29 protein-coding genes and 2 pseudogenes are annotated in these 20,584 nt (G+C 63.4%); 7 read left to right on the forward strand and 24 right to left on the reverse strand.

All coding sequences use genetic code 11. The features are described 5' to 3' along the window. Positions 1-128: 128 nt before the first annotated feature. From ACSQ19_RS01380 to ACSQ19_RS01420, 9 genes are all read right to left on the reverse strand, one after another. Positions 129-614 (reverse strand): hypothetical protein, encoded by a 486-nt coding sequence (locus ACSQ19_RS01380; protein ID WP_435999465.1) that lies wholly within the window; start codon positions 612-614, stop codon positions 129-131. A gap of 43 nt (positions 615-657) precedes the next feature. Beyond that, on the reverse strand, positions 658-888 hold the full coding sequence (locus tag ACSQ19_RS01385; protein WP_164177657.1) for a hypothetical protein: 231 nt from the start codon (positions 886-888) through the stop codon (positions 658-660). Between the two features lie 357 nt (positions 889-1,245). Next, positions 1,246-1,743, reverse strand: coding sequence for a hypothetical protein (locus tag ACSQ19_RS01390; RefSeq protein WP_435999467.1), 498 nt, complete (start codon positions 1,741-1,743; stop codon positions 1,246-1,248). Continuing rightward, positions 1,730-2,074 carry a hypothetical protein gene (locus ACSQ19_RS01395; RefSeq protein ID WP_435999469.1) on the reverse strand — a complete coding sequence of 115 codons (345 nt, stop codon included), beginning with the start codon at positions 2,072-2,074 and terminating at the stop codon, positions 1,730-1,732. Before ACSQ19_RS01395 ends, ACSQ19_RS01390 begins: the two co-directional genes overlap by 14 nt. 10 nt (positions 2,075-2,084) lie before the next feature. Then, a complete protein-coding gene (locus ACSQ19_RS01400; RefSeq protein ID WP_435999471.1) occupies positions 2,085-2,288 on the reverse strand; it encodes a hypothetical protein in 204 nt (67 codons plus the stop codon). Between the two features lie 32 nt (positions 2,289-2,320). After that, entirely contained in the window at positions 2,321-2,818 is a 498-nt protein-coding gene (locus ACSQ19_RS01405) for a hypothetical protein (protein ID WP_435999473.1), read from the reverse strand. 257 nt (positions 2,819-3,075) lie between these two features. Next, on the reverse strand, positions 3,076-3,543 hold the full coding sequence (locus ACSQ19_RS01410) for an ABC transporter permease (RefSeq protein WP_435999475.1): 468 nt from the start codon (positions 3,541-3,543) through the stop codon (positions 3,076-3,078). A gap of 61 nt (positions 3,544-3,604) precedes the next feature. Continuing rightward, on the reverse strand, positions 3,605-3,967 hold the full coding sequence (locus tag ACSQ19_RS01415; protein WP_435999476.1) for a hypothetical protein: 363 nt from the start codon (positions 3,965-3,967) through the stop codon (positions 3,605-3,607). Further along, on the reverse strand, positions 3,964-4,821 hold the full coding sequence (locus ACSQ19_RS01420; RefSeq protein WP_435999478.1) for a hypothetical protein: 858 nt from the start codon (positions 4,819-4,821) through the stop codon (positions 3,964-3,966). Before ACSQ19_RS01420 ends, ACSQ19_RS01415 begins: the two co-directional genes overlap by 4 nt. Before the next feature lie 143 nt (positions 4,822-4,964). On the opposite strand from ACSQ19_RS01420, the gene ACSQ19_RS01425 reads away from it, so the two are divergent. Continuing rightward, positions 4,965-5,315 (forward strand): helix-turn-helix domain-containing protein, encoded by a 351-nt coding sequence (locus ACSQ19_RS01425; RefSeq protein WP_436040755.1) that lies wholly within the window; start codon positions 4,965-4,967, stop codon positions 5,313-5,315. A gap of 24 nt (positions 5,316-5,339) precedes the next feature. After that, on the forward strand, positions 5,340-5,681 hold the full coding sequence (locus ACSQ19_RS01430; protein WP_435999482.1) for a hypothetical protein: 342 nt from the start codon (positions 5,340-5,342) through the stop codon (positions 5,679-5,681). Here the strand turns inward: ACSQ19_RS01430 and ACSQ19_RS01435 are convergent. Further along, entirely contained in the window at positions 5,617-7,074 is a 1,458-nt protein-coding gene (locus ACSQ19_RS01435; RefSeq protein WP_435999484.1) for a DUF6035 family protein, read from the reverse strand. The two genes, ACSQ19_RS01430 and ACSQ19_RS01435, sit on opposite strands and share 65 nt — an antisense overlap. A 234-nt stretch (positions 7,075-7,308) precedes the next feature. Here ACSQ19_RS01435 and ACSQ19_RS01440 point away from each other — a divergent pair, with 234 nt between their 5' ends. Then, the gene (locus tag ACSQ19_RS01440; RefSeq protein ID WP_435999486.1) at positions 7,309-8,439 is read left to right on the forward strand and encodes a hypothetical protein; all 1,131 of its coding nucleotides are present in this window, start codon (positions 7,309-7,311) and stop codon (positions 8,437-8,439) included. Here the strand turns inward: ACSQ19_RS01440 and ACSQ19_RS01445 are convergent. The 3 genes from ACSQ19_RS01445 to ACSQ19_RS01455 form a co-directional block, all read right to left on the reverse strand. Next, positions 8,405-8,590, reverse strand: a complete 186-nt coding sequence (locus ACSQ19_RS01445) for a hypothetical protein (protein ID WP_435999488.1) — start codon at positions 8,588-8,590, stop codon at positions 8,405-8,407. The genes ACSQ19_RS01440 and ACSQ19_RS01445 overlap by 35 nt on opposite strands. After that, the gene (locus tag ACSQ19_RS01450) at positions 8,587-8,778 is read right to left on the reverse strand and encodes a hypothetical protein (protein WP_133320383.1); all 192 of its coding nucleotides are present in this window, start codon (positions 8,776-8,778) and stop codon (positions 8,587-8,589) included. Before ACSQ19_RS01450 ends, ACSQ19_RS01445 begins: the two co-directional genes overlap by 4 nt. A 195-nt stretch (positions 8,779-8,973) precedes the next feature. Further along, on the reverse strand, positions 8,974-9,345 hold the full coding sequence (locus ACSQ19_RS01455) for a hypothetical protein (protein ID WP_435999490.1): 372 nt from the start codon (positions 9,343-9,345) through the stop codon (positions 8,974-8,976). A 317-nt stretch (positions 9,346-9,662) separates the two neighbouring features. Between ACSQ19_RS01455 and ACSQ19_RS01460 the strand changes: the two genes are divergently transcribed. Continuing rightward, positions 9,663-9,791 (forward strand): hypothetical protein, encoded by a 129-nt coding sequence (locus ACSQ19_RS01460; RefSeq protein WP_435999492.1) that lies wholly within the window; start codon positions 9,663-9,665, stop codon positions 9,789-9,791. Continuing rightward, a complete protein-coding gene (locus tag ACSQ19_RS01465; protein ID WP_313222560.1) occupies positions 9,784-10,386 on the forward strand; it encodes a DNA-3-methyladenine glycosylase in 603 nt (200 codons plus the stop codon). The genes ACSQ19_RS01460 and ACSQ19_RS01465 overlap by 8 nt, the downstream gene beginning before the upstream one ends. Before the next feature lie 2 nt (positions 10,387-10,388). Here ACSQ19_RS01465 and ACSQ19_RS01470 read toward each other — a convergent pair whose 3' ends face one another. The 7 genes and pseudogenes from ACSQ19_RS01470 to ACSQ19_RS01500 form a co-directional block, all read right to left on the reverse strand. Next, the gene (locus ACSQ19_RS01470; RefSeq protein WP_435999494.1) at positions 10,389-11,183 is read right to left on the reverse strand and encodes an OBAP family protein; all 795 of its coding nucleotides are present in this window, start codon (positions 11,181-11,183) and stop codon (positions 10,389-10,391) included. Positions 11,184-11,192: 9 nt separating this feature from the next. After that, positions 11,193-13,082, reverse strand: a pseudogene (gene ligD / locus ACSQ19_RS01475) (DNA ligase D); the annotation flags it as partial. Between the two features lie 264 nt (positions 13,083-13,346). Then, positions 13,347-13,757 (reverse strand): annotated as a pseudogene (locus ACSQ19_RS01480) (DNA polymerase ligase N-terminal domain-containing protein); the annotation flags it as partial. A 9-nt stretch (positions 13,758-13,766) separates the two neighbouring features. Next, a complete protein-coding gene (locus ACSQ19_RS01485) occupies positions 13,767-13,943 on the reverse strand; it encodes a DUF3606 domain-containing protein (RefSeq protein ID WP_435999496.1) in 177 nt (58 codons plus the stop codon). A 27-nt stretch (positions 13,944-13,970) separates the two neighbouring features. Continuing rightward, positions 13,971-14,876 (reverse strand): Ku protein, encoded by a 906-nt coding sequence (locus ACSQ19_RS01490; RefSeq protein ID WP_435999498.1) that lies wholly within the window; start codon positions 14,874-14,876, stop codon positions 13,971-13,973. A gap of 56 nt (positions 14,877-14,932) precedes the next feature. After that, entirely contained in the window at positions 14,933-15,163 is a 231-nt protein-coding gene (locus ACSQ19_RS01495; RefSeq protein WP_435999500.1) for a hypothetical protein, read from the reverse strand. A 50-nt stretch (positions 15,164-15,213) separates the two neighbouring features. Continuing rightward, positions 15,214-15,420: a hypothetical protein gene (locus tag ACSQ19_RS01500; RefSeq protein ID WP_435999502.1), complete on the reverse strand. Its 207-nt coding sequence runs from the start codon at positions 15,418-15,420 to the stop codon at positions 15,214-15,216. A 398-nt stretch (positions 15,421-15,818) separates the two neighbouring features. Between ACSQ19_RS01500 and ACSQ19_RS01505 the strand changes: the two genes are divergently transcribed. Both ACSQ19_RS01505 and ACSQ19_RS01510 read left to right on the forward strand, forming a co-directional pair. Further along, on the forward strand, positions 15,819-17,072 hold the full coding sequence (locus tag ACSQ19_RS01505; protein WP_435999504.1) for an HNH endonuclease: 1,254 nt from the start codon (positions 15,819-15,821) through the stop codon (positions 17,070-17,072). After that, a complete protein-coding gene (locus ACSQ19_RS01510) occupies positions 17,066-18,046 on the forward strand; it encodes a hypothetical protein (protein WP_435999506.1) in 981 nt (326 codons plus the stop codon). The genes ACSQ19_RS01505 and ACSQ19_RS01510 overlap by 7 nt, the downstream gene beginning before the upstream one ends. A gap of 151 nt (positions 18,047-18,197) precedes the next feature. Here ACSQ19_RS01510 and ACSQ19_RS01515 read toward each other — a convergent pair whose 3' ends face one another. From ACSQ19_RS01515 to ACSQ19_RS01530, 4 genes are all read right to left on the reverse strand, one after another. After that, positions 18,198-18,605: a hypothetical protein gene (locus ACSQ19_RS01515; RefSeq protein ID WP_435999508.1), complete on the reverse strand. Its 408-nt coding sequence runs from the start codon at positions 18,603-18,605 to the stop codon at positions 18,198-18,200. A gap of 2 nt (positions 18,606-18,607) precedes the next feature. Next, a complete protein-coding gene (locus ACSQ19_RS01520; RefSeq protein ID WP_435999510.1) occupies positions 18,608-19,144 on the reverse strand; it encodes an H-NS family nucleoid-associated regulatory protein in 537 nt (178 codons plus the stop codon). A 99-nt stretch (positions 19,145-19,243) separates the two neighbouring features. Next, a complete protein-coding gene (locus ACSQ19_RS01525; protein WP_435999512.1) occupies positions 19,244-19,531 on the reverse strand; it encodes a hypothetical protein in 288 nt (95 codons plus the stop codon). 73 nt (positions 19,532-19,604) lie between these two features. After that, a complete protein-coding gene (locus ACSQ19_RS01530; RefSeq protein WP_435999514.1) occupies positions 19,605-20,579 on the reverse strand; it encodes an SOS response-associated peptidase family protein in 975 nt (324 codons plus the stop codon). Positions 20,580-20,584 lie beyond the last annotated feature (5 nt).

Below are 20,584 nucleotides of genomic sequence, written 5' to 3' on the forward strand. Positions count from 1 at the left end.
AAGCGAGGACACGGGCCCTGGAATGGCCCTTGACCGGAGAAGCTGGGCGATGGGGCCGCGCGAAGCGCAAGGAGCCCCTATGGCGTGCCGAACGGCACACCGATACGCGGTCCGAGTTGGAGAAGCCGTTAGACCTGGGTGCAGATCAAAGGCACCCGGTCCATCCAGGCGCCCTGCCTCGCAGAGGCCTGCGCGGTGAGCTGGCCCAGGCCGCGGATGAACCGAAGGGAGGCCAGTTGGACGTCGCCTTCGGGCCAATACGGGCCATCTGGGGAAAAGACGAAGTGGTCGCCCTGGAGGGCCCCGCAGGTGGTGCAGTGGTGGGCCAGATATACCTGCCCGGATGTCCGGGTGGACGCGAAGCGCAGCCAGGGAGCGTGCCCGGTTACGAAAGCGGTGGCGCTCTCGTCGAGGTGCTCGATGTAGCGCAGCAAGGCGCCCTCCCCCTGGTCCACTACGCCTTCATCGTCGCGCTCCTCAAAGGACGGCACCCACACCGCCGCCGTGGGCGTCTGGGCGTGGCAGAAGTGGCAGGTGGTCTGCCCAAGCAGGAGGCCGTAAGCAGGAGCGTGGAGGAAAACGTCGTCGGGTTCGTGGGAGGCAGACTGATTCATGCCCACATTTTGCCTTGCGCTTGTGTCAGTCGGTGAGACGAGATCAGGCCGTTGTTGCGGCGGCACGCTTGGCCATCGGTCGGTTCGTGCCCAGCCACCCCATGGCTTTGTATTGCTCGGGTGTCAGCAGCTTGCTCACGCCCAGCCATTGGGTCAGGTGGTAGTGACCGATGGTGTGGGGGTAACGCTGGATGCCTTCATGCAGAAGCTTCGGCAGGTAGCACACCTCGCCGTCCGTGCGCTCGTAAGCGTAGTAGTAGTGCCGTGCTGCCATGGCGGCCTCAGAACGCCCAGGCGGCGTTTTCGATGGCGTCCGAGATGCGAGCCCCGAGCAGAACGCTCAGGGGCAGCACGATGGGAGCAAGCATGGCGAGGATGGAGAGGGTCATGGCTGTCGGTCCAGTGAGTGGAAAGCACTGCGCCTTCCATACATTCAAGGTAGATCGCCACATGAAAATGTCCATGGCTGCAATGGATCTTTTCAAGACTAAAATCAAAAACTGCGTAATTTCACGCAAATATTCCTAACATCGAATATGCGCCGAAGGCGTTGCTGCCTTTCTTCCATTGAGTGCTTATCAGATCGCCGGTCGCGCAGCGGCCGGTGGCGGCGTCGTGCAGTTGCTCTTGCTTAAAGACGCGGCCGGCTTACCGTCGGCGTGTCGACTACGGTCACCAGCCTGTCCTGCAGCAACTCCTGCCGCAGTTCGGCTTCCACTTTCGCCACCACCTGGGGCATCGCATCGCGCAGGGTTCCTGTTCGCCAGAACGGGCTGGCGCGGTAAGCGTTGCCGCCCAGCCTCATCAGCAGCCGCGCCGTCTGTTCCATGCGCCCCCGCTCCACCGGATGCTCGCTGGACTGGTAGTCCGCTGCGAGCTTTTCCAGCGGCCGTTCACTCCAGAAGTTGCGGGCGTGCGGCTCCGCCCCCGCTTCGATCAGGGCTTCAACGATGCGTGGCCAGGCCAGCGCCGAGTGGATAGCCGGACCTTCGTTCTCCCGCCACGCATTGGGATTGGCCCCCTCCCGGAGTGCCTCAAGCACCCCCACCAGGTTGCCCTCGATACACGCGTGGATCAGTTCCGCACTGGGACTGCCGGGCGGTGGCGGAGAGCGATCAATCACGGCCACGGCGTTTCCTCAGCGTGCCCCGTATGATCTGACGCAACACTTCGCCGCGGGTGTGGCCCAACGAAGACGCCAGAACACCAATGCTTTCGACAAGGTGGCGCGGGGCCACCATCTCGGGCAGCCGATCTGTCTTGCTGTCGCCCATTCGCTTGCTTGATAGGGGGAATGGCTGGCGGAAGTAGAGCGCCACAATCTGTCGCACGGCTTCGTTGAACGAAATGCCGTGCTTCTCGGCCAACCGGCGGATCTCGTCGGCATCGCCGGTGTTGACGAAGGACGTCGGCAGGCGCCCCATGGGGTTGTCCAAGCGGGGGTTGCGCAAGGGCAGCATCACCAGCTCCTCAGGCCGCCGCAGCTTCGCGGACGGTGGCGATGGCCTTCCAGCGGTTGAAGGCGGCGCCCGCGTAGTAGAGCGCGTCCACCAGTTCTTCTGCAGCACCCTTGGCGCGCAACTCGTCGTTGCCGCGGACGAAGCCGGCCAGGATGGCGTAGCGCTCCTGGTCATCGGTGGCGTTGTTCATCGATTGGGCGATTTGGACGTTCATGTGGGTTCTCCTGATTGGGGTGGTGGATGCGGTTAGAAGCGCATGCGGTGCTGGGGGATTTCCTGACTGGCCACTGGCGTTTCCTTCTGCGCTTCTTCGCGTGGGCTCCACACCTGGCCACCGATGACCATGCTCGGACCGCTGGCGGCAGGAAGCGCCTGCGAAAGCTTGGCCTGCTTCGTCATTGCCTTGAGCGCACCCAGGGTGCCCTCCCCCATGTCTTTGGCTTCGTAGGTCACCGCCCCCTTCAGGTGGTCCGGCGCCTCGTCCACCAGCGCGGCGAGGGTTCGACCGAACTTCGAATTCGGACCCTGGTTGCGAGCATCAGCATCCCAGCGCTCGATCACTTCAAATGACTTTTCGTGGCGATGGCCAGACTTGTTGAGTTCATCGTGCACCGCTTCAGCGTCTTTCACATTGAAGCGAATGGTGGAGAGCTTCACCGGGTGAGCGTAACCACCGCCACTCGATGCAGATTGCGTGATGGCGACCGCTTGGGTTCCGTCGCTAACGAGGTGATGAATTTTCATGTCGATTTCCTTGATGGTTTCGAAAGGCGTGATTGCCTCCTACCATTTCAAGGTAGATCGCCACGCGATTTTGTCCATGCGATCCATGGATCTTTTTTCGACTAAAGTGCAAATCTGCGGCCTTAGGAAGCAATTATTCCTAACATCGAACCCGCGCCGAAGGCGTTGAGCCTTCCACCGCCAGGTGGTGCTTTTCAGATGCGGCACGAAAAAGCCCCCTTTCGGGGGCTTGAAGTAGCTCACTTGCTCTTGTGCACTCAGATGCGCGTGGCCCGCACGAAGCGCGTCAGGTAGCCGGTCGCCAAGGGCACGACAGTGTAAAGGACGGCAAACGGGAGCAGCGCGATGGAGGCGATGGCCTGCACCGCGTCCGGTGCCGCTGGCGTGAACGCCGCGAAGAACAACACCACGTGGACCACGAAGACACCCAGCAGTCCCAACAGGAAGCCTTTGAAGAAACCGCCCTTCTGCCCGGTCTGGTCATACAGACCCCAGCGCGAGGCGCGGAAGCGCGCCGCCCGCCAGTTCATCCAAGTCAGAACTGCCAGCACACCGAAAAGGGCAGCGCTCGCGAGCAGTGCAAGGGCCACGCCAAAGGGGTGCCCATTGTTCTGGCCGATCTCCTGCGCCCCACCCAAGGCCAGCAGGGCGGCACCGCCCAGGATGACGTAGGCGGGCAGCAAGGCGCCCCAGTTCATGTGCTGCGACGTCGATTTCATGTTCATGTGGACCTCCGTGATGGGTTGCTTCCCCTACTCATAGCGCGTCCTGGCGAACTGGCAAGGGTCAGCCCTTCTTCTGCGCGCTGATCGGCACCCACGTGCTGTTCTGCTTCGCGAAGGTGATGTCGAACTCCGCCGGCACCGGAACCGGCTCGGGCCTCATCTGCACGCCACCGTGGAACCCGACCAGGTCCAGCGTGCCACCAGTCACGCAGGTGACCCGTTCGGGGCCACTGGACGTGCAATCCACCTCCAGGTCGTCCCAGCCTCGGACCTCCATCCTCTGCCCCAGCTGGGCAACCAGATTGGCATTCAGGTGCGTTTCGTAGGCCTTGGCTACCTGCTCTGCTGTGGGCACGTCCGACTTGCTCCCGCACGCTGCCAGCGACAGGGTCAGTAGTGCCAGTGCGATTGCTGCGTTCTTCATGCGCCTTCTCCCTGCTTGTTGGTGAGGTCCACTTCGATCGTCTCGTTGCGGTAGCCGACGCGCACCCGCTCGACGGTCACGTCCATCTTCGGAACCGTGTTCTCGACCCACACCCGGTTGACGGTGAACACCACCAGGTCATCGCGGGCGTCGCGGCCTTGCCGAGCGAGGTTGGCCGCCTCGGCTGCGTCCATGCGGATCAGTAGCTCGTAACGCCCGGCGTGGCGTGGACTGGAGACACCCGTGTGGGTGACCCGATGCCAGGGAACGAAACCTTTGCCCGTCACCGACAACCCGGAGGCGGAGATCTGCGGCATGGGGACGTAGACCTCCATGACACCTCGGCCAGCGTTGTATTCGATGCCTCCCAGCGACACGAACGGCGGGCGCACGGCGAACCGGCGCGTGGCCTTGAACTTTTCCAGTCGCGCGTCGAACGCTGGCCCATACTGACGTTCGATGGCGTCTGTCTGGGTCTTCTCTATCCCATTGGGGCCGTTGATCTTCATGTCGGCCACCCACCACTGGTAGAGGCACCACTGACGCCGCTTGGCGTCCTGGCGGTAGTCCGAGTGCGCCATCGCGAGCAGGTCCATGTCGCACATGTCCGTGCCGGCCCCACCGGTCGCTGTCGGGCCCACCCGCAGGTGCTGCGCCCCCTCCAGCGTCTCCCGGTCCAGATCCCAGTAGGTTCCGGCGGGTTCCTGGTAAGGACTGCGCGCAGTCTCAGTGGCCACCCGGGGCGTATTGCCCAGCGCCCGCCCGATGGTCTCCAGCAACCCCTTCCCGTCCCCGGCCTGGGCCTGGAACGCCAAGGCCAGCATCAGCGCGCTAGCCCACCCTTTGCTTGCCATAGAACCCCCTGTTGGCTCCTTGCCACGGACTTACGTGGTGCGTAGAGTCTACCCGGGGCGTAGGGCCTGGGTCATCCTGTCGGCATGCCTGCATTGCATCCGTTCAGCCCGTGAGCACTCCCCCGCCGGTCCCTCGGGCTGTTGTGGCGGCGCGCCTGCGCCAGGCCCGCCAGCTGCGAGGCCTGAGCCAACGCGAGGTCGGGGTGCGCATGGGGTTGGACAAGGACACCGCGTCCGCGCGGATCAGCCGTTACGAAAGCGAGAGCATGGCCATCAGCCTGGAATCGCTGTTCGAGCTGGCCTTGGCCTTGGACGTCCCACCCGCTTACCTGCTGGCCACCACCCCGGCCATGGCCAACGCCATATTGGCCCTGGGCGAACACAACGAGGCCCAGCAAGTCCGGTTGGCGGAGGTTTTGGAGAAGCTTTCAGAGTTGCCACCGAAAAAGCGCAACGTGCTCATTGAGCAGTTGTCACATCTCACCAAGGAATAGCAGTCACAACAAGGAATGATCCCGATGTGGAAATGGATTTCCCGTCTGCTGAGCACCACCCCCACCGATCAGGCGCAACCCTCCCCCAGGGTCGAACTCGCCGCACTCGTTGATCTGAACATGGTCGAGCTCAATGCGGCCGAAGCCCGGGCATTGCTCGCCCAGGACCTCGCGTTGCCGGACCGGCTCCGTCAGCGCCTCGTTGTGTTTTCAAGCACCGCTGACGCGCTCCTGGATCAAGCACAGACGATCCCTCCGCAGGCCCCCGACTGGGAGACCATTCGGCGAACAGCCCGCTTACTCAACGGCGAGTTTGAGCTTCTGCGAAGCGATATTCACCGCTCTCTTCGACAACTCGCTTTCTAGCGCCCTGCGAGGGCGGTAGGCGCAACACCGCTTTGGCGACGTGCGAAGGATCGGCCTGCCATACGTCCGCCACTTCGGGGAACAGACGCAGCAGCAACCCGTCCCACGTCCGGTCGGGCTGAAAGCTGCTCTCGCCCTTGGCCAGGCTGGACAACACGTCCTTCATCTTGCCCTGGAGTTTTCTGGTTCGGTCCTGCTCCAACACGGTCTTCAACTGGCCGTGCGCGCGGAGCATGCAGCGGTAGAACCACAAGGTTTTCGGCCACACCTTGTGGATGTGATGACCGAGTTCGGCCAAGGTCTCGAACCCGATGCCGATGGGTTTGCCCTGGCCATGCTTGGCCGAGTAGCCGGCCACCAGCAGGCGGTCCAGTTCGCCTTGGCCTTTGGCGTAGTGAGGCAGGGTGATACCCACCTGCGCGAACGAGCGGCGCAGTTCTTCCCACCGCCGGTCACGCACCTTGTAGTCCTCGATCTCCCCGCGCAGCAGTGCCACATAGAACGTCTCGAAGGCCTCCCGTCGCTTGGCCCACACCTGCTCCTCCCGCCAAGCCTCACGGGCTTGCTCGGCAAGTGCCTTCTGCGTTTCGTAGTCGAAGGCGTAGGCCCTGGGAACGCCGCGACTGCAGGTGTCGAATGTCAGCTCGTCGAAGGCCACCTCTCGGCGCACCTCCACATCCTCCACCACCCCGTTTGTAAGGCGGGGCTCCAGCCAGGCACCCTCCAGGTAGAAGCGCCCCTCCCGCTGGGACCGTGCTACCGTTTGCGGGGTGACGCGAAAAGCATTGCGGTTGTTGGAGAAGAACAGATCGTCTTCCGCTAGCCGGAACTTCGACAGGTCCAGATCCTTGAACAGCCAGAGCATGTGCCCGGTGTTCTCGCGGTAGAACTTCATGCGTTCGGCGATGACATGCACAAAGGTGGTGGAGAGCTGGATCTCGATGGCCCACCGCTGACCGTTCCGTTGGGCCTGGATGTCGGGCTGGCGCCACTTCGCGCCGTCCACGTCCCACCACCGCCGCTCCACTTCGGTGTTGAAGAACGACGGGTCGGCATCCAGGCTGTCCCTCACCCACTGCTTGAAGGCTTTGTGGAGCGAGCCCTCTTTGTGCAGCCCGAACTTGCGGGCCAGGATGGCCTTGGGAGAGTGGCCCTTGCGCCCGGTGCAGGTTTCTCGGAAGCGCGCCGTGAGGTGGTCGAAGTAGAAGCGGATCTCGGTGCGCGCCCGAATGGCCTTGGACCTGACCCCCATCGCATCCTTGCAGTGAGGGCAGACGTAGCGCGGCGTTCCGTCGAGCAGCTCAAGCTCCGCAGCCAGACGGCCATCCCGGACCACCTCCCCGTAGTCCCGGCCTTCCATGAAGTCGTCGAGGGTGAGGGTGTCAGCGCTCACCCTGTCCCAGACAAGGTCATGGGAACGCTTCGAGGCTGGCACGTATCGGACAGGGCTTTCCATTCCACAACGCTACCGTGCATCCGTCGCAAAAGATGAGACATGCTCGCGTCCACTTCGCCAGCTTGTCGAGATCCGTTCTCATCGCCTAAAAACCGCCTACAAAAAGTGGTTGCCGGCACTCGATTCGTGGCTTAACTATAGGGCCCTTCGAAACATCACACGGGGGCGATGATGACGACACAACACGGCTGGCAGCCATGCCGCGCATGCCACCACCCAGGGCAAGACGTTCGTATTGAAGGGGATTGGCACCTGCGCGCCAACCCTGGGTATTGGGGCGCTCAAGCCCCCCGGGTTCTCGTGCTGGGTTTCTCCAAGGGCGCCACGCAGATCGCTGCCGCCGCGGGAGGGCAATTCGATGCGGTCGCTTTCGCGGGCATGCGCCCCCGCTTGAAGGCGGTGCTGGACGGGCTTGGCCTGGATCTCGATGGGCAGAGCATCGACGAAGCCCTAAGCGCCAGCGGGCGCGCCTTGGGCGCCGCATCGCTGATCCGTTGCGGGCTGTCGGTGATGGAGAACGGGCAGCTCAAGAGCAGTGGCACGATCATGCCCAAGGCGACGAAGGCCAGCTTTCCGCTCCAGGCCATGAAGACGTGCATCGGCCGCCACCTGGACCCTCTTCCGGAGAGCGTGGAGACGGTGGTCATGCTGGGCACCACCGACGCTTACTTGAAGGGGGTGAAGGGCCTGATGCGCGAGCAGTTCTCTGACTACCAGGACGTCAACGACGTGGCCTTTCGCGCGCAGGGCCGCACCTGGGTGTTCGCGTCCCACCCCAGCGGAGCCAACGGCACCTTCGGGGAATGGGTGGCCGGCGATGGGTCGACCGAGTCGGGCCGCAAGCGATTGCTGGCGCTGGCCGCGCTCGGCAACTTGTCCAACTCGCTCCCGACCCGTGCGTCAGCTCCTGCGCGCGTTTCAGCGACAGAGACTCGGCCTGTCAGCACTCCCCCACCAGTGAGCCGCACGCCTCCTAAGCCCACCTCGCCTGTATCCCAGGCATCGGCTCCCACCCGCCTGGATGCGCGCTTCGCCCAGACCTTTCATCTGGTCAGCAACGAGGGCCGGAAGGTTGTGCCGGTGCGTATGAAGAATCAGGACACCGGCCTGGTCGCCTTTCGCCTGGCGAAGATGGGCAACACCAAGGATGGCCAGCGGGAAGTCACCGACGAAGCCGAACTGCTGCGATTGTGCGAGACCGGGCAATACCAGGTCAGGGCGCAGCCGTTGGACAAGTCGGGTCCCGCGAACTTCGTTCGCCCCCTGCTCAACCACCGGATCGTGAAGTCACCTGCGACTTGATGGGGGCTCCCCTGTCCTCCATGCCCTCCGTCAGCAGCTCGCGGACGAGTTCGCTGACGTGCTTGCCCTGCTCGGTCGCCAGCAGTTCCATCTGCGCCTTCAGCTCCCTGGGCACGCGCACGGCCATTTGAACGTAGGCCGGCCGGGTCATGGCAACGCCAAGGACAGCACCACCGCCACGGCCAGGCCCGCAATGATCGCGGCTTTCAGGAGCGAACGGCGGCGGGCTACGCCCGTCTGGCGTTTCGCGCTCTTCCAATGGATGCCAGCGATGCAGAAGACGATGAAGAGGAACAGGACCACCCAGGCGGTGGTGACGATGGCACCGAAGGTGATCATGCGGCACCTGCCAGAATCATCGTTGGGAACACAATCCAGGAGGCGATGACCACGTAAGCACCAACCAGACCCAGCGATGCGTCACGCCGCTGGGAAATTGGAGCCTGCTTGTTGGCAACGGTGTGCCCACACCAAGTCAGCAGTGCCCAGCCTTCCAAAGGAATGGACCACCACGACCTGGCTGAAGGCTTGAGTTCATTCGGCATAACGGTCATAAGGGCTCTCGATCTGTTGGGCGGCGCCGTAAGGCAAGGGTTGATCAGGGGTGGTGGACGCGTCAGCCATGCCGGCCACGCTCATGAGCACGTCCAACAGCGACCGGCTGTTATCGGCATCGGCCTCCGCACGCGCCACGAACTCGTCCAGCTCGCTGGGCAAGGTGGAGCGCATGTCAGTGACGACATCGCGCACCTCACTTGAACCGGGCATGCTGGCTCCGGTCACGCGATTCCAATCGCTGGAGAATCGATCGAAACCATCCATTCCCATGAACAACAGCCGGGCCAAGATGGCTGCGACGATGATGTTGACGACCCCTTTGCGCGTCACTCTGAAACTGATGAACATGTCTTTTCCTCCCCAAGCGTGTCGTTTTCCGGTGTATGACGCTCGTATCCCGTTCGTCATACCTTTGGGATACACCTGCACGACAAAGACGCCAGGGGGTGATGCAGACTAAAATTCATTACTTTGAAATCTCGCCAAGTTCTTAGTTAGGTAAGGGCGTGATTCCACTGTTTTCCCTCGGGATTTTTCATCGCTTGACTACACGTCCTCCCGCACAATAGGCCTCCTCCCCGGAGGTCTCGACCATGCTGCACAAGTCAGAAATCGACGCCCGCCTAAAGGCAATCGAGGCAGAGATCCCTCGCCTGCGAAAGAACATGAACACGTTCTACCGCGCCTTCGAGGACCGGGCAGATCGTTTGTGCTGCGAAGTGGATCCTGCGTGCCAGGACTACGTGCTCGACGAGCTCAACGCGATGATCGAGCGTGCCGGCATCAATGCTTAACGAGTGGGCCGCGCTCCCTAGGACGTTCTACGATCGGCACCCCACCCTGGTGGCGCCCGAGCTGTTGAACAAAGTGTTGGTCCGGGACGATGGCCGTGCCCTGCGCATCGTCGAGGTGGAGGCCTATGCTGGTCACGAAGATCCCGCCGCCCATTCCTACCGTGGGCAGACCGCGCGGAATGCCACGATGTTCGGGCCACCCGGTCACCTGTATGTCTACTTCACCTACGGGATGCATTGGGGCAGCAACGCCGTGTGTGGAAACGGGATGGGCGTGCTGCTGCGCGCCGGGGAGCCCCTCCAGGGCCTTCAGTCCATGCTGCAAGCCAGGCCCGCGGCCAAGCGCGATCGGGACGTGGCCAGTGGCCCCGGCAAGCTGTCGCAAGCGATGGGGATCACCCGTGAGCTGGATGGATCCGACCTCGTGACGGGCGATCGGGGCATGCTCATCGTGAGCGATGGGACCCCACCACCCGACCATCCCATCATTGGACCCCGCGTTGGCATTTCAAAGGCGATGGACTTCCCTTGGCGCTGGCACGTGCCTGACCACGCGCACGTGTCGGTTCGCCCTCCCAGGCCGAGCAAGCGCTGACGCTACTTCGAGGTCGCGTTCTCATCCTTAGTCTGATCTTGGGGTTGGGCATGGTCGTGGACCTGCCCCGTAGGATCCACGATCTGGATGATCTTGCCTTGCTGCCATGAGTCCGCCCCTGGAACGATGGGAGGTGCGGGAATGTCTGCTCGTTTGGCACGCTTATCCGAGCTGTCGATGCCCAGCCGCTCATCGCGCTGCGCGATCATGGCCGGGTCCGCTTGACCGTCTTTCGTGAAGCCCATCATCAGCTGAGGAACCCCCAGGGGGAGCTCAAGATCCTGGTCGGTGTGCCAGGTGTGCCACGTCTTGCCGTAGGTGCCCACCAGATTTTCCATCAGTGCGTGCTCGGCCGCCTCGGGCAGACCGGGGGCGACCAGTGTGCCCGACTTCACCTCGTGGACATGGCTGTGCCAGAGCGCCTTCTCGTCATCGGGCAGCCCGGCAAACAGCTCAGCACTCACAATGTATTCCACGCCCATGATTTTCGCTTCGCGCACGCTGCCGTCGAAGATCACGCATTGGATGACGTCGTCGTTGAGGACAGAGCAGTAATGGTGAGCCTCCATCTGCGCCGCCATATCCCCGTTGTAGAAGTGGAAGCCGTCCAGGTAAGCGTTCAGGGCGTCGATCGGCTGCTTGTCCTGAAGAACGGCAGCGCCTGCGTCGAGCACCTGGGTCTTAGCGCTCTCGGCTGCCCCGGGCGGCTCTACGCCTGAATCCGTCTTTCCACCTCCACAACCCCCCACCAGGCAGACGACCAGGCATGCAGCTGTCCAACGTGAAGTCTTCGCCACGGGGCTCTCCTACTCTTCCCGCGCCCAACGCGCCAGGTTCTGTTTCACCCCATCTATGCTGTCCCACGGATCCTTGCGGCGACGCTTCAACTTGGCTGGGACGTCCTTTATCGTGAAGGCGTTGGCCTTGGTCAGCTTGGACAGTTCGCTCCACGCCAGCGGCATCGCCACGGGCGCCCCCGCTCTTCCCCGCATGGAATAGGAGGCCACCGCGGTGGCACCGCGCCCATTGCGCAGGTAGTCCACGAAGATCCGCTTGTTGCGTTTGCTCTTGGTGGCCGTGGACAGGAAGCGGTCCGGCTCTGAGCGGGCCAACGCGTCCGCGAATCCATGAGCGAAGCGCTTGGTCAGGTCCCAATCGCAGCCCGGGTTCAACGGCACCACCACGTGGAGGCCCTTACCGCCCGACACGCGCAGGAACGATTCCAGCTCCAGCTGTTCCAGCAGCTTGCGGATGTCCGTGGCTGCCTTCTTGATCTCCGAGAACGGCACACCCTCGCCCGGATCCAGGTCGAAGACGACCCGGTCGGCCCTATCGGGTTCGTTGGCGTGCGAGCCCCAGGGGTGGAATTCCAGCGCGTTGAACTGGACCAGCTCCATCAACCCCGGCAGGTCTTCTACTACCAGGTAGTCGGCATTGGCGCCTGATTCCTCCTTGAGCTTGACCGTGTCCACCCGCTCGAGCCCCGCGGTCAGGTGTTTCTGGAAGAAACAGGGGCGCTCGATGCCTGCAGGGCAGCGGATGATGGATAGCGGTCTCCCAGCGATTTCCGGCAAGAGGTGATCGGCCACCGCCATGTAGTAGTCCCACACGTCCTGCTTGCTGATGCGGCTGTCAGGAAACAGGATCTTCGTGGGGTTGGAGAGCTTGGGCAGCTCCGTTGTCGCCACGCTCCTCTTGCCCCTCTTGGTGACCTTCCTGCTGGTAGTGCCGGCCGTGACCGCCTTAGCCAAGCTCGGTGCCTTGGCCGGTTTTTCAGCGCGGTCGCTGTCGGCCAGGTCTTTCACGTCCTTGTCCTCACGGATGGTCTTGAGCGAGGGCTGGCGAAGCAGGTCTTGCCGTCCAATGCCGCGGAAGAAGACCTCCACCACGAAGCGCGGAGGGAACCAGGTGGCAGTGCGAAGGTCGGTGTCCGTCGTGCCCACATGAGCCGTGGGCTTCTTGCCCCCGCCCTTGGCCAGCTTCTTGGTGATTTCGCGCATCAGCTCGTCGTTGAAGCCGGTGCCCACCCGGCCCACATAAAGCCAGCCGTGCTCAGCATCAGGCTTGGCCAACAGCAGTGATCCGAATCCCGTTCGACTGCCCTTGGGCGCGGTGTAACCCACAACGGCGAACTCGTCGGAGGCCAGCTGCTTGGTCTTGCGCCAGTCCTCGCTGCGCCCACCGTGGTAGGGCCGATCCCCGCGCTTGGAGATGATCCCCTCGAAGTGCTGCTTGCCGGCGAGCTCAAAAGCCGCCTGCCCGTCGCCCTCGATGTGGGAGCTGAAGGCCAAATGGGCGGGGGCGTCCTCCAAGAGCTCTTGGAGCAATGCCTTGCGCTCGATGAGCGGCGCGCCGGACACGTCCACCCCATTGAGGTTGAGCACGTCGAACAGCGCATAGGACAGCTTGCCCAGGCGCTCACCGGAGAGCGTGGACTGAAGAAGGTTGAAGTCCTGTTTTGTGCCGGTGCCGGCGATGAGTTCGCCGTCCAACGCACCGGATTCCAAGCCCAGCGCTGCGACCGCATCGCGAACGTCAGGAATCTTGGCCGTCCACTCCAACGCGTTTCGCGACCACAATCGGACCTCGCCTTTCGCGATGGTGGCCAGGATCCGGTAGCCGTCCCATTTCAGCTCGTGGATCCACTGCTCGCCCTGCGGAGGGCTGTCGCCGAGCTTCGCCAATTGCGGCTCGAAAGGCCCGCTGGGGGCGGCACGCTTCTTGGCCTTGGGCAACGACGCCGCCTTCTTCGCCCAATCCTTCTTGCGTCCCTTCTTAGTAGGGACCGCGGTGAGCTTCTTCTTGTTCGACTTGCCCGAGCCCGCGCGCTTGAGATCCTCGGCTGGGGCCTTTGCCACATCTGCGAGCAGATCGTCGGCCTCCAGGGTGCCGGCGTAATCATCCTTGTCCTTGAAGAGCAGCCACTGGGGCTGCTTGGCGGGTTTGCCCGAGCGCACCAGGTGCCACCCACCCTTGAGCTTCGTGCCGAACAGCTCGAAGCGCAGGTGGCCTTTGACGAGTTGTTCCTCTGGATCGCCGTCGGTGGCCCACACGCCGTGGTCGAACTGGGCCACGTGCCCTCCCCCGTATTGGCCCTTCGGGATCTCGCCCTCGAAGGTGGCGTAGTCCACGGGGTGGTCTTCCACCTCCACCGCCATGCGCTTCACGCTGGGGTCGTAGCTGGGGCCCTTGGGGACCGCCCAGCTCTTGAGGGCGTCGCCCACCTGCAGCCGGAAGTCGTAGTGCCGGCGGCTGGCGTGGTGGAGCTGAACCACGAAGATGGCCCGCTGCCCTTTCGGGACCGCCTTGCCTGGTTCCGGTTCACGCGTCTTGTCGAAGCTGCGCTTGCGGCGGTAGTCGGTCAGGCTCATGGCAAGCCGTTACTTGCCCAACCGCTCGCGCACGGCTTTGGACGTGTTGCCCACGGCCTTCACGGCGTCGCGCAGCTCCTGCTCCGACACGCCCAGTTCCTTGGTCCAGTATTGGACCTCGTAGTCCTCGTTGAGGCTGATGCGATCACGGTCGGGGGAACCGGTCTTGCTCTTGTCGTCGGACATGGGAGTGCTCCTTTGTGCTGGGGTGACTCAAGAGGCCTTTCGGGCCGTGGATTTCTTCGTGGCCTTGCTGGCCTTTTTGGCGGGTGACTTTGCTGGCTTGGCAGGTGCCTTCTTCGCTGCGCCCTTGGCCGGCGTGCGCTTCTTCGTGTCCAGGCTTTGCTGGAGCAGTGACATGAAGTCCACCACGTTGGTGGCGGCGTCTTCGCGCGGCTCGGGCTCTTCGAACTTGGTGGTGGCACCGGCGGACTTGATGCGTTTCTTGATGATGTCGGACAGCCGTGCGCGGAACTCGTCGTGGTAGTCGGCCGGGTTCCACTCGGAGGTCATGGAGTCGATGAGCTGTTCGGCCATTTCCAGTTCCTTGGGCGCCAGGCGGTAATCCGACGGCTTGCCTTCGGGAAGCTTGTATTCGTCGAAATCGACCAGCTCTTGCGGGTAGCGCAGCAGGATCAGCACCAACGCGTCACCGTCGGGCATGACCGCGCACATATACTCCCGCGTGCGGATGACCACCCGTGCGATGCCGACCTTCCCAGACTTCTTCAGGGTCTCGCGCAGGAGCACGTAGCCCTTCTCGGCTTTCTTGCCCGGGACCAGCACGTAGGGCTTCTCGAAGTAGCGGAGGTTGATGCTGGACGCATCCACGAACGTTTCCACGTCCACCGACTCGTGGGACTCGGGTGCCGCGGCGGCGATGTCCTCTTTCTCGATGACGACGTAGCTGCCCTTGTCATACTCGAAGGCCTTGACGATGTCCTTCCAGGGCACCTCTTCGCCGGTGTCAGCGTTCACCCGCTCGAACCGGATGGGCTTCTTGTCACGCGAGTCGAGCATGCGAAAGCTCAAGTCCGTGCGGCGCTCTCCAGACATGAGGGACACGGGAATGTTAAGGAGACCGAACGACAGCGATCCGGTCCAGATCGGGCGGGCCATGGCAGGCTCCAGCGGTTGCGATTCTCTTTTGTAGTGCCGCGAGTGTGAAATTGATGTCACCTCCCACGGCTTAGGGGGCCCGAAGGCGGGCGGCGCTCAGCCCACCCCCGGTCGACCCGGTCCAGGTCGTAGTCGTCGCCGAACTGCAGGGCGGCTTCTTTCGGTTCCAGATCCGCGTAGCGGGACAGCTCGGTGTCGGTCAGGCCAGCGTCCTCGATGGTGATGGCGAAGTGCGACTGAAGAGCGGCGTTGAAGGCGTCACGCCAGGTCGCGGTGATGGTCGTCATAGGTGTTCTCCTTGAGGAAGAGAAAGGGGCCCCGAAGGGCCCCGTGGCGGTCAGTCTTCCTTGGGTTCGGGCAGGCGCAGGACCACCACACCGCTCAACGGCACCGCGTTGAGGACGAGGCGGTAGCCCTTGCCGTCCTGGTGCGGCCAAGCCGCGCCGATCTTCGACCAGTTGCTGCGCTTGTCGCCCTGGACTTCGTATTCCTCGACCAGGAAGGCGTCGAGGCGGTCGTTGGCGGGCTGATTCTTCTTGGCCATGGTCTTTCTCCGTTGGGTTCGAGCGGATTGCTCGCGAACCGGTGAAGGAAGCCGTCCAGGCCTTGCAGCACCCCGGCAGCGACGCAGCGGCAGCGCAGGAGCCCAGAGGGGCCGAAACGCAGAGGAGGAGTGCCACGCACTTGCGCAGGGACGAGGCGACCGATCCTGTCGCGATGAAGCAACCGCGCCCAACGGAGTCACGCAATGGACCTTCCCACCTGCCTTCGCCTCGCTCTGCAGTCGGCGGAAGGTCCAGGCGAATCAGCGTTCGAAATCGGGATGGCCGAACCGGACCAGGGCTGCCTTGGCCCGCGGTTCGCACACGGTTTGGCCTGCGCCTTGCCGATGGAAGACACCCCGGGACATTGCGATACTTGAGTGACAGGATGGGGGAACACATGGGTATCGAACGGGAGTTTCAGAGCTACGGCGCGCAGCTCGTCAATCGCGCATGGGCGGTTTCCGCGATCACCGACGATCCACGCGAAGTGGTGGTGAGCATCTGGCAGCACAACATCGCCGAGCGCGACGGTCGGTGGGTCTACGATGACTCCCTCGCGCGGTGGAACGGCGCGGGCAAGAACTTGCTCAAGGAACACCTCGGTGTGGCCTACACGGAAGGCCTGCGACTGCGCGCCGTCCTCGCCACCCAACACAACCGGGCCGAACGCGAGCGAAACCCGGACAAGGCCCCGCGCAACACGTTCAAGGCCCGCCCCGACTGGGTGGGCCGTGTGGAGTTGCTGGACGGCGACCACTTCCTGTTGGTGTTCGAGCACCTCGGCGAGCTGGCCACCGCCCCGACCGGTGCCAAGTATTGGCGGGTTGCCGAAGCGGTGGAAGCAATGGGCGGCGGCACGCTGGCGGAGGTGGGCGAGTGGCTGGAGACCCACTACCCGTCGGACCCCATCGCCGACTTGCGGGCCAACCTGGAGCACCTGACGGTCAACTCCCCCAGCCGGCCCCACTACAACTACGGCCGATCCGACTGGCGCACCGATCAGGGCCACCCCCATGATCGGTTGTTCAAGGTGGTGGACGTGGGCCCACCCCGGCGCACGCGCTACGTGCCCTTCAACCCAGCCGTCCATGGCCACCTGGATCTCCAGAAAGCCGACGATAGGAAATGGGTGGTCGTGCCCTTGGCCCAGGACGACCAAACCCGTGCGGAAGCGCAAGGCCAGGCCGACGCGTTCGACCATGCGCCACCGCTCGACAACGAGCACGACGCCCGCGTGTGGGCCATGCGCGCGGTTGCACAACGCCGCGGCCAACCCCTGTTTCGCGCCAGGCTGCTCGACGCCTACGATCGCCAGTGCGCCATCACGAGGTGCTCTGCCCTGGAAGTGCTGGAGGCGGCGCACGTGCTGCCCTACAAGGGCGACCACACCAACCGCGTGGACAACGGCCTGCTCCTTCGCGCCGATCTCCACACCCTGTTCGATTGCCAGTTGCTTTGGATCACGGCGGAGAACACGGTGGCCCTCGCCCCCGCTCTCCTGGCCACCGACTACGCTTCCCTGGAGGGTCAGCTGCTTCGTCTGCCGGCGTCCCGAGCGAACCACCCCAACCCGGCTCACTTGGCCGAACATGCGAGAGCGTGTAATGCACGCCACTCGCTTCAAACGGACCAGGGCCAGGACGCATGCTGATCCGCAACACCACGCCCGCCAGCTGCTTCGGACTGGCCGGCTGCGATGAGAACGCCGGCACGGCTGCCTTTGGCTGGTGTTTGGACCAGGTGCCCGCGTTGCGCCGAGAGGTGCTGAAGGCATTGAGGTGTGATTCCGAGGCAGAGCTGGTGGTGGCCAGCCAGGTGTTCGCAGAGGATCGTGGATTCACGGACCTGGAACTGACCTCGGGCACCGCGCTCCACGCCATCTTCGAGGCCAAGCTGGGATGGCGCGTGCCAACGGTGGGGCAGCTGGAGCGCTACCTGCCGCGCTTGTTGGCCTCACCTGCCCAGTCGAAGGTTCTGATCTCGGTCAGCGCCGCCGATGCGGCTTGGGCGCGAAGGCACCTGCCCGATGAGTTGGCCGGTGTGCCGGTGGTTCACTGGTCCTGGTCAGACCTCCAGGCCATGGCACGGCGCGCCCACGACGCCACCCGCAGCCCGATAGACCGGGTCTGGCTCACCCAGCTGATCCATCATCTTCAGGAATACGGCATGACCTCCAACGTCTTCGATTCGCGGGCCTATGTGGTCTCGCTCAACCGATCGCGCATCCAGCCGTCGGACCCGTTGACCTGGATCGACGTGGTCGTCGAACAAGGGAAGTATTTCCACCCCGTGGGCGGCAGCGATCGCAGCGGGTGGCCGGTTATCCCGCCGTCCTACATCGGGTTCCGCTACCTGGCTGAATTTCGCAGCGTCCATTTCATCGAGCGGGTGGACGTGACCGACCATCTGCAGGACGTGGATCCGCGTTGGCCGGAAACCAACGCACCGAATTTCGTCTACACCTTGGGGCCGCCGATGAAACCGGCCAGGCCCATGCCCCTGGGTGCCATCCACCCGAGCATGCGCAACTGGGTAGCGTTGGACCTGCTGCTCAGCGGCAAGGCGAGCAACTACAAGGACGCCATTGATCGCATGCGCGAGCGCGTTCAACAGCAGGGCGGATGAAACAAAGCCCCCTTGCGGGGGCTTCGGTCGTCGGCGCTTGTGTGAGGATTCTCGCCCCCGCCCCCCATTGCCGGGTGAAGTGGCCAGGACGACGAGGCCACGATCCGACAACGCATGGCCACCTGCCATCAGCTGCCCAACCTAAGTGGGGTCAGACTTCCTCCCGCTCGGCTTCGGATTTTTCCGCCAGCCACTGCTCCACGGTCTTGCCCTTGAGTTCCTCCGCCATGTGACTGGCACACAACATCGGGCCCTTCGAGCGGAAGTTGGCCACCATGTGTGCCGCAAGGATGGCAGCAGCCAACACGTGACGCTTCTGCCGTCCTTCTTCGGCCCAGCCGTTGGGCAACGCTTTGAGTGCCACCAGGGCTTCTTGCCCTGACAGGTATTGGATGCAGGTAAGGAACGACCACTGGAGGCCGATCGCTTCGCGCAGGCGAACACCGGCCATCTTCTCGTCGATCTTCCCTTCCACGGCATCGAGAAGCACGTTGGCCGCCACCACGGCTTTTCCCTGCGCGGAGAGCCGACTTTTCTTCTTCGGAAACAATCCGCGCACGTTCAAGCCTTCTTGGCGGCCTTTTTGACGGCCTTTTTGCCCGTTTTCTTTGCCACCTTCTTGGCCGGCTTCTTCACCGCCTTGCGGGTTGCCTTCTTCGCAGCCTTGGCCACCTTCTTGGTCGCCTTCGCGGGCGCCTTCGTCGCCCCACTCGCAGGCGGGAACTTCGACCCGGGGTTGGCCTGGGCCCAGGCCTTGCCCTCGGCGGACTTCGCCCACGCGGCAAACGCCTTGGGGGTCAGCCCACGGCCCGCCCAGGTTTCCCCGGTGGGCAGTCGATACTTCGGGGCCACCTTGCCGAGCTTGCGGCCCTTGCGAGAGGCAGGAGCGGCTTTGGGCGCGCGCGCCAGCTTGTCGTCAAGCGTTTCTCCGATGAGCTTGGCCACCTGGCGACGTTGGGCGGGGCTCAAGACCTTGGCGAATTTCTGGAGCACGGCCAGTGCCTTGGGCACTTCACCGTCGCGCTTCTCGACCAGCTTGCGCTGGGCTTCCAGCTGTTTGATTTCCGCGTTGATCGACTGCAGGATGGTCAGGGCCAAGGGGTATCTCCGTTCCGGGGAACCATGGGTTATAGCCCATAAGTCTAGTTTTCGGCCACATAGTGGCCGCAATCTAGAGTAATCCCCGGCCCCTTCCGATCAGTCGCGCTCCACCACCACCGTCCACGCGAAACTGGCCTGCGGCAACCCGGTCTTCGGATCCGTCCCCATGGTCGCCTGGGGCAAGACGCTGATGACCCGCCACCCCTGGGCGTAGAGCTGCGGGATGGTGAGCGAGCCGGCGGTCTTGCACTCGAACACGGTGTCGTTGGTGAGGGTTCCGTCCTTGAGCACGGGCTTCGAAGAGCAGACCTCTCCTTGCTTGGCGAGAACGGTGGTGGACACGGCCAGCAGCACGGCGGCCAGACCCAGCTTTTTCAGGTGCATAGGCAATCCCCTGTAGACCGCCTTCCTGGCGGCCTCTGAACGATAGCAACAAATGGCCTGTCTGCGATCGGGCCTACGCAGCTTCCTTGACCAACTCGTAGTAGGGGTGGCGCTTGTCGTCGAAGATGGCGAACAAGGCGTCCAGATTGTTGGGATCCGGATTGAGCCAGGCGTCCACGTGCTCGGGCTTGATGTTGATAATCGTGCGGTCGTGCCCGGCCGCGGCCACTTCCGGTTCCGGTTCGTCGGTAATCGCAGCGAACGACCACAAGTCGGGCTCTTCGCCCTTCGGGTCCACCCAGTGGGAGTAGAGGCAGGCGATATACATGGTCTCCCCGGTGCGGGGGCGGAACTGGATTTCTTTCGATCCGCCCTTCCCATCGTCCACGTTCTCGTAGAACGTCTCGGCCAGCATCAGACCGTGCGTGTAACCGAACTGGTTGCGCCAGAAGCGCTGGAGGTTGTCACGGCGGGCGTTGTAGGTGCCAGACACTCGCCCATCCTTCGTCCAGTCGATCGATGGATCCATGCCAGCGGGGCGGCAGTGGTAGCGCATGGGCCGCACGACCTTGCGCCCGTTCTCCGAGATCAGGACGGGGAGATACCAGTCGGGGAAAATGCGGTTGTCCTTGGCCGGTTCCAAGCGGGTGCGCTTGGCGTCGGCGATCCAGCGCTCCATCTGTTTGATCTTGTTCCCGGCGATGCGCTGATCGTTGAGCGCGGCCTTGGTCTCCTTCTTCGCCAGCTTCGCTTCGGCGGCAGCCAGGCGTGTTCTCTGGGCATCGAGCTCAGCTTCACTTTCAGCCAGCTTGCGGCCGTTCCATTCCGAAATGAGGTCCTGGATCTGCCGCTCCAAGTCGGACTTCGGGGGCAGGAAGTTCAGATCCATGCCCTTGGGAATCTTCGGCATGAACTTCGCCGGCTTGCGAATGCGGAACGCCTCATCCCGCTTGAGGTAGACCTCCCAGAATTCGCGGATGTCGATGTCAGCACCGAACTCCTTCACGTAGTTGTCGTAGAGGGTCCAGGCCTCCGCCGAGTAACACATGCTCA

It is taken from the genome of Pseudoxanthomonas sp. LjRoot127 (assembly GCF_964253495.1).
Taxonomy (GTDB): Bacteria; Pseudomonadota; Gammaproteobacteria; order Xanthomonadales; family Xanthomonadaceae; genus Pseudoxanthomonas_A.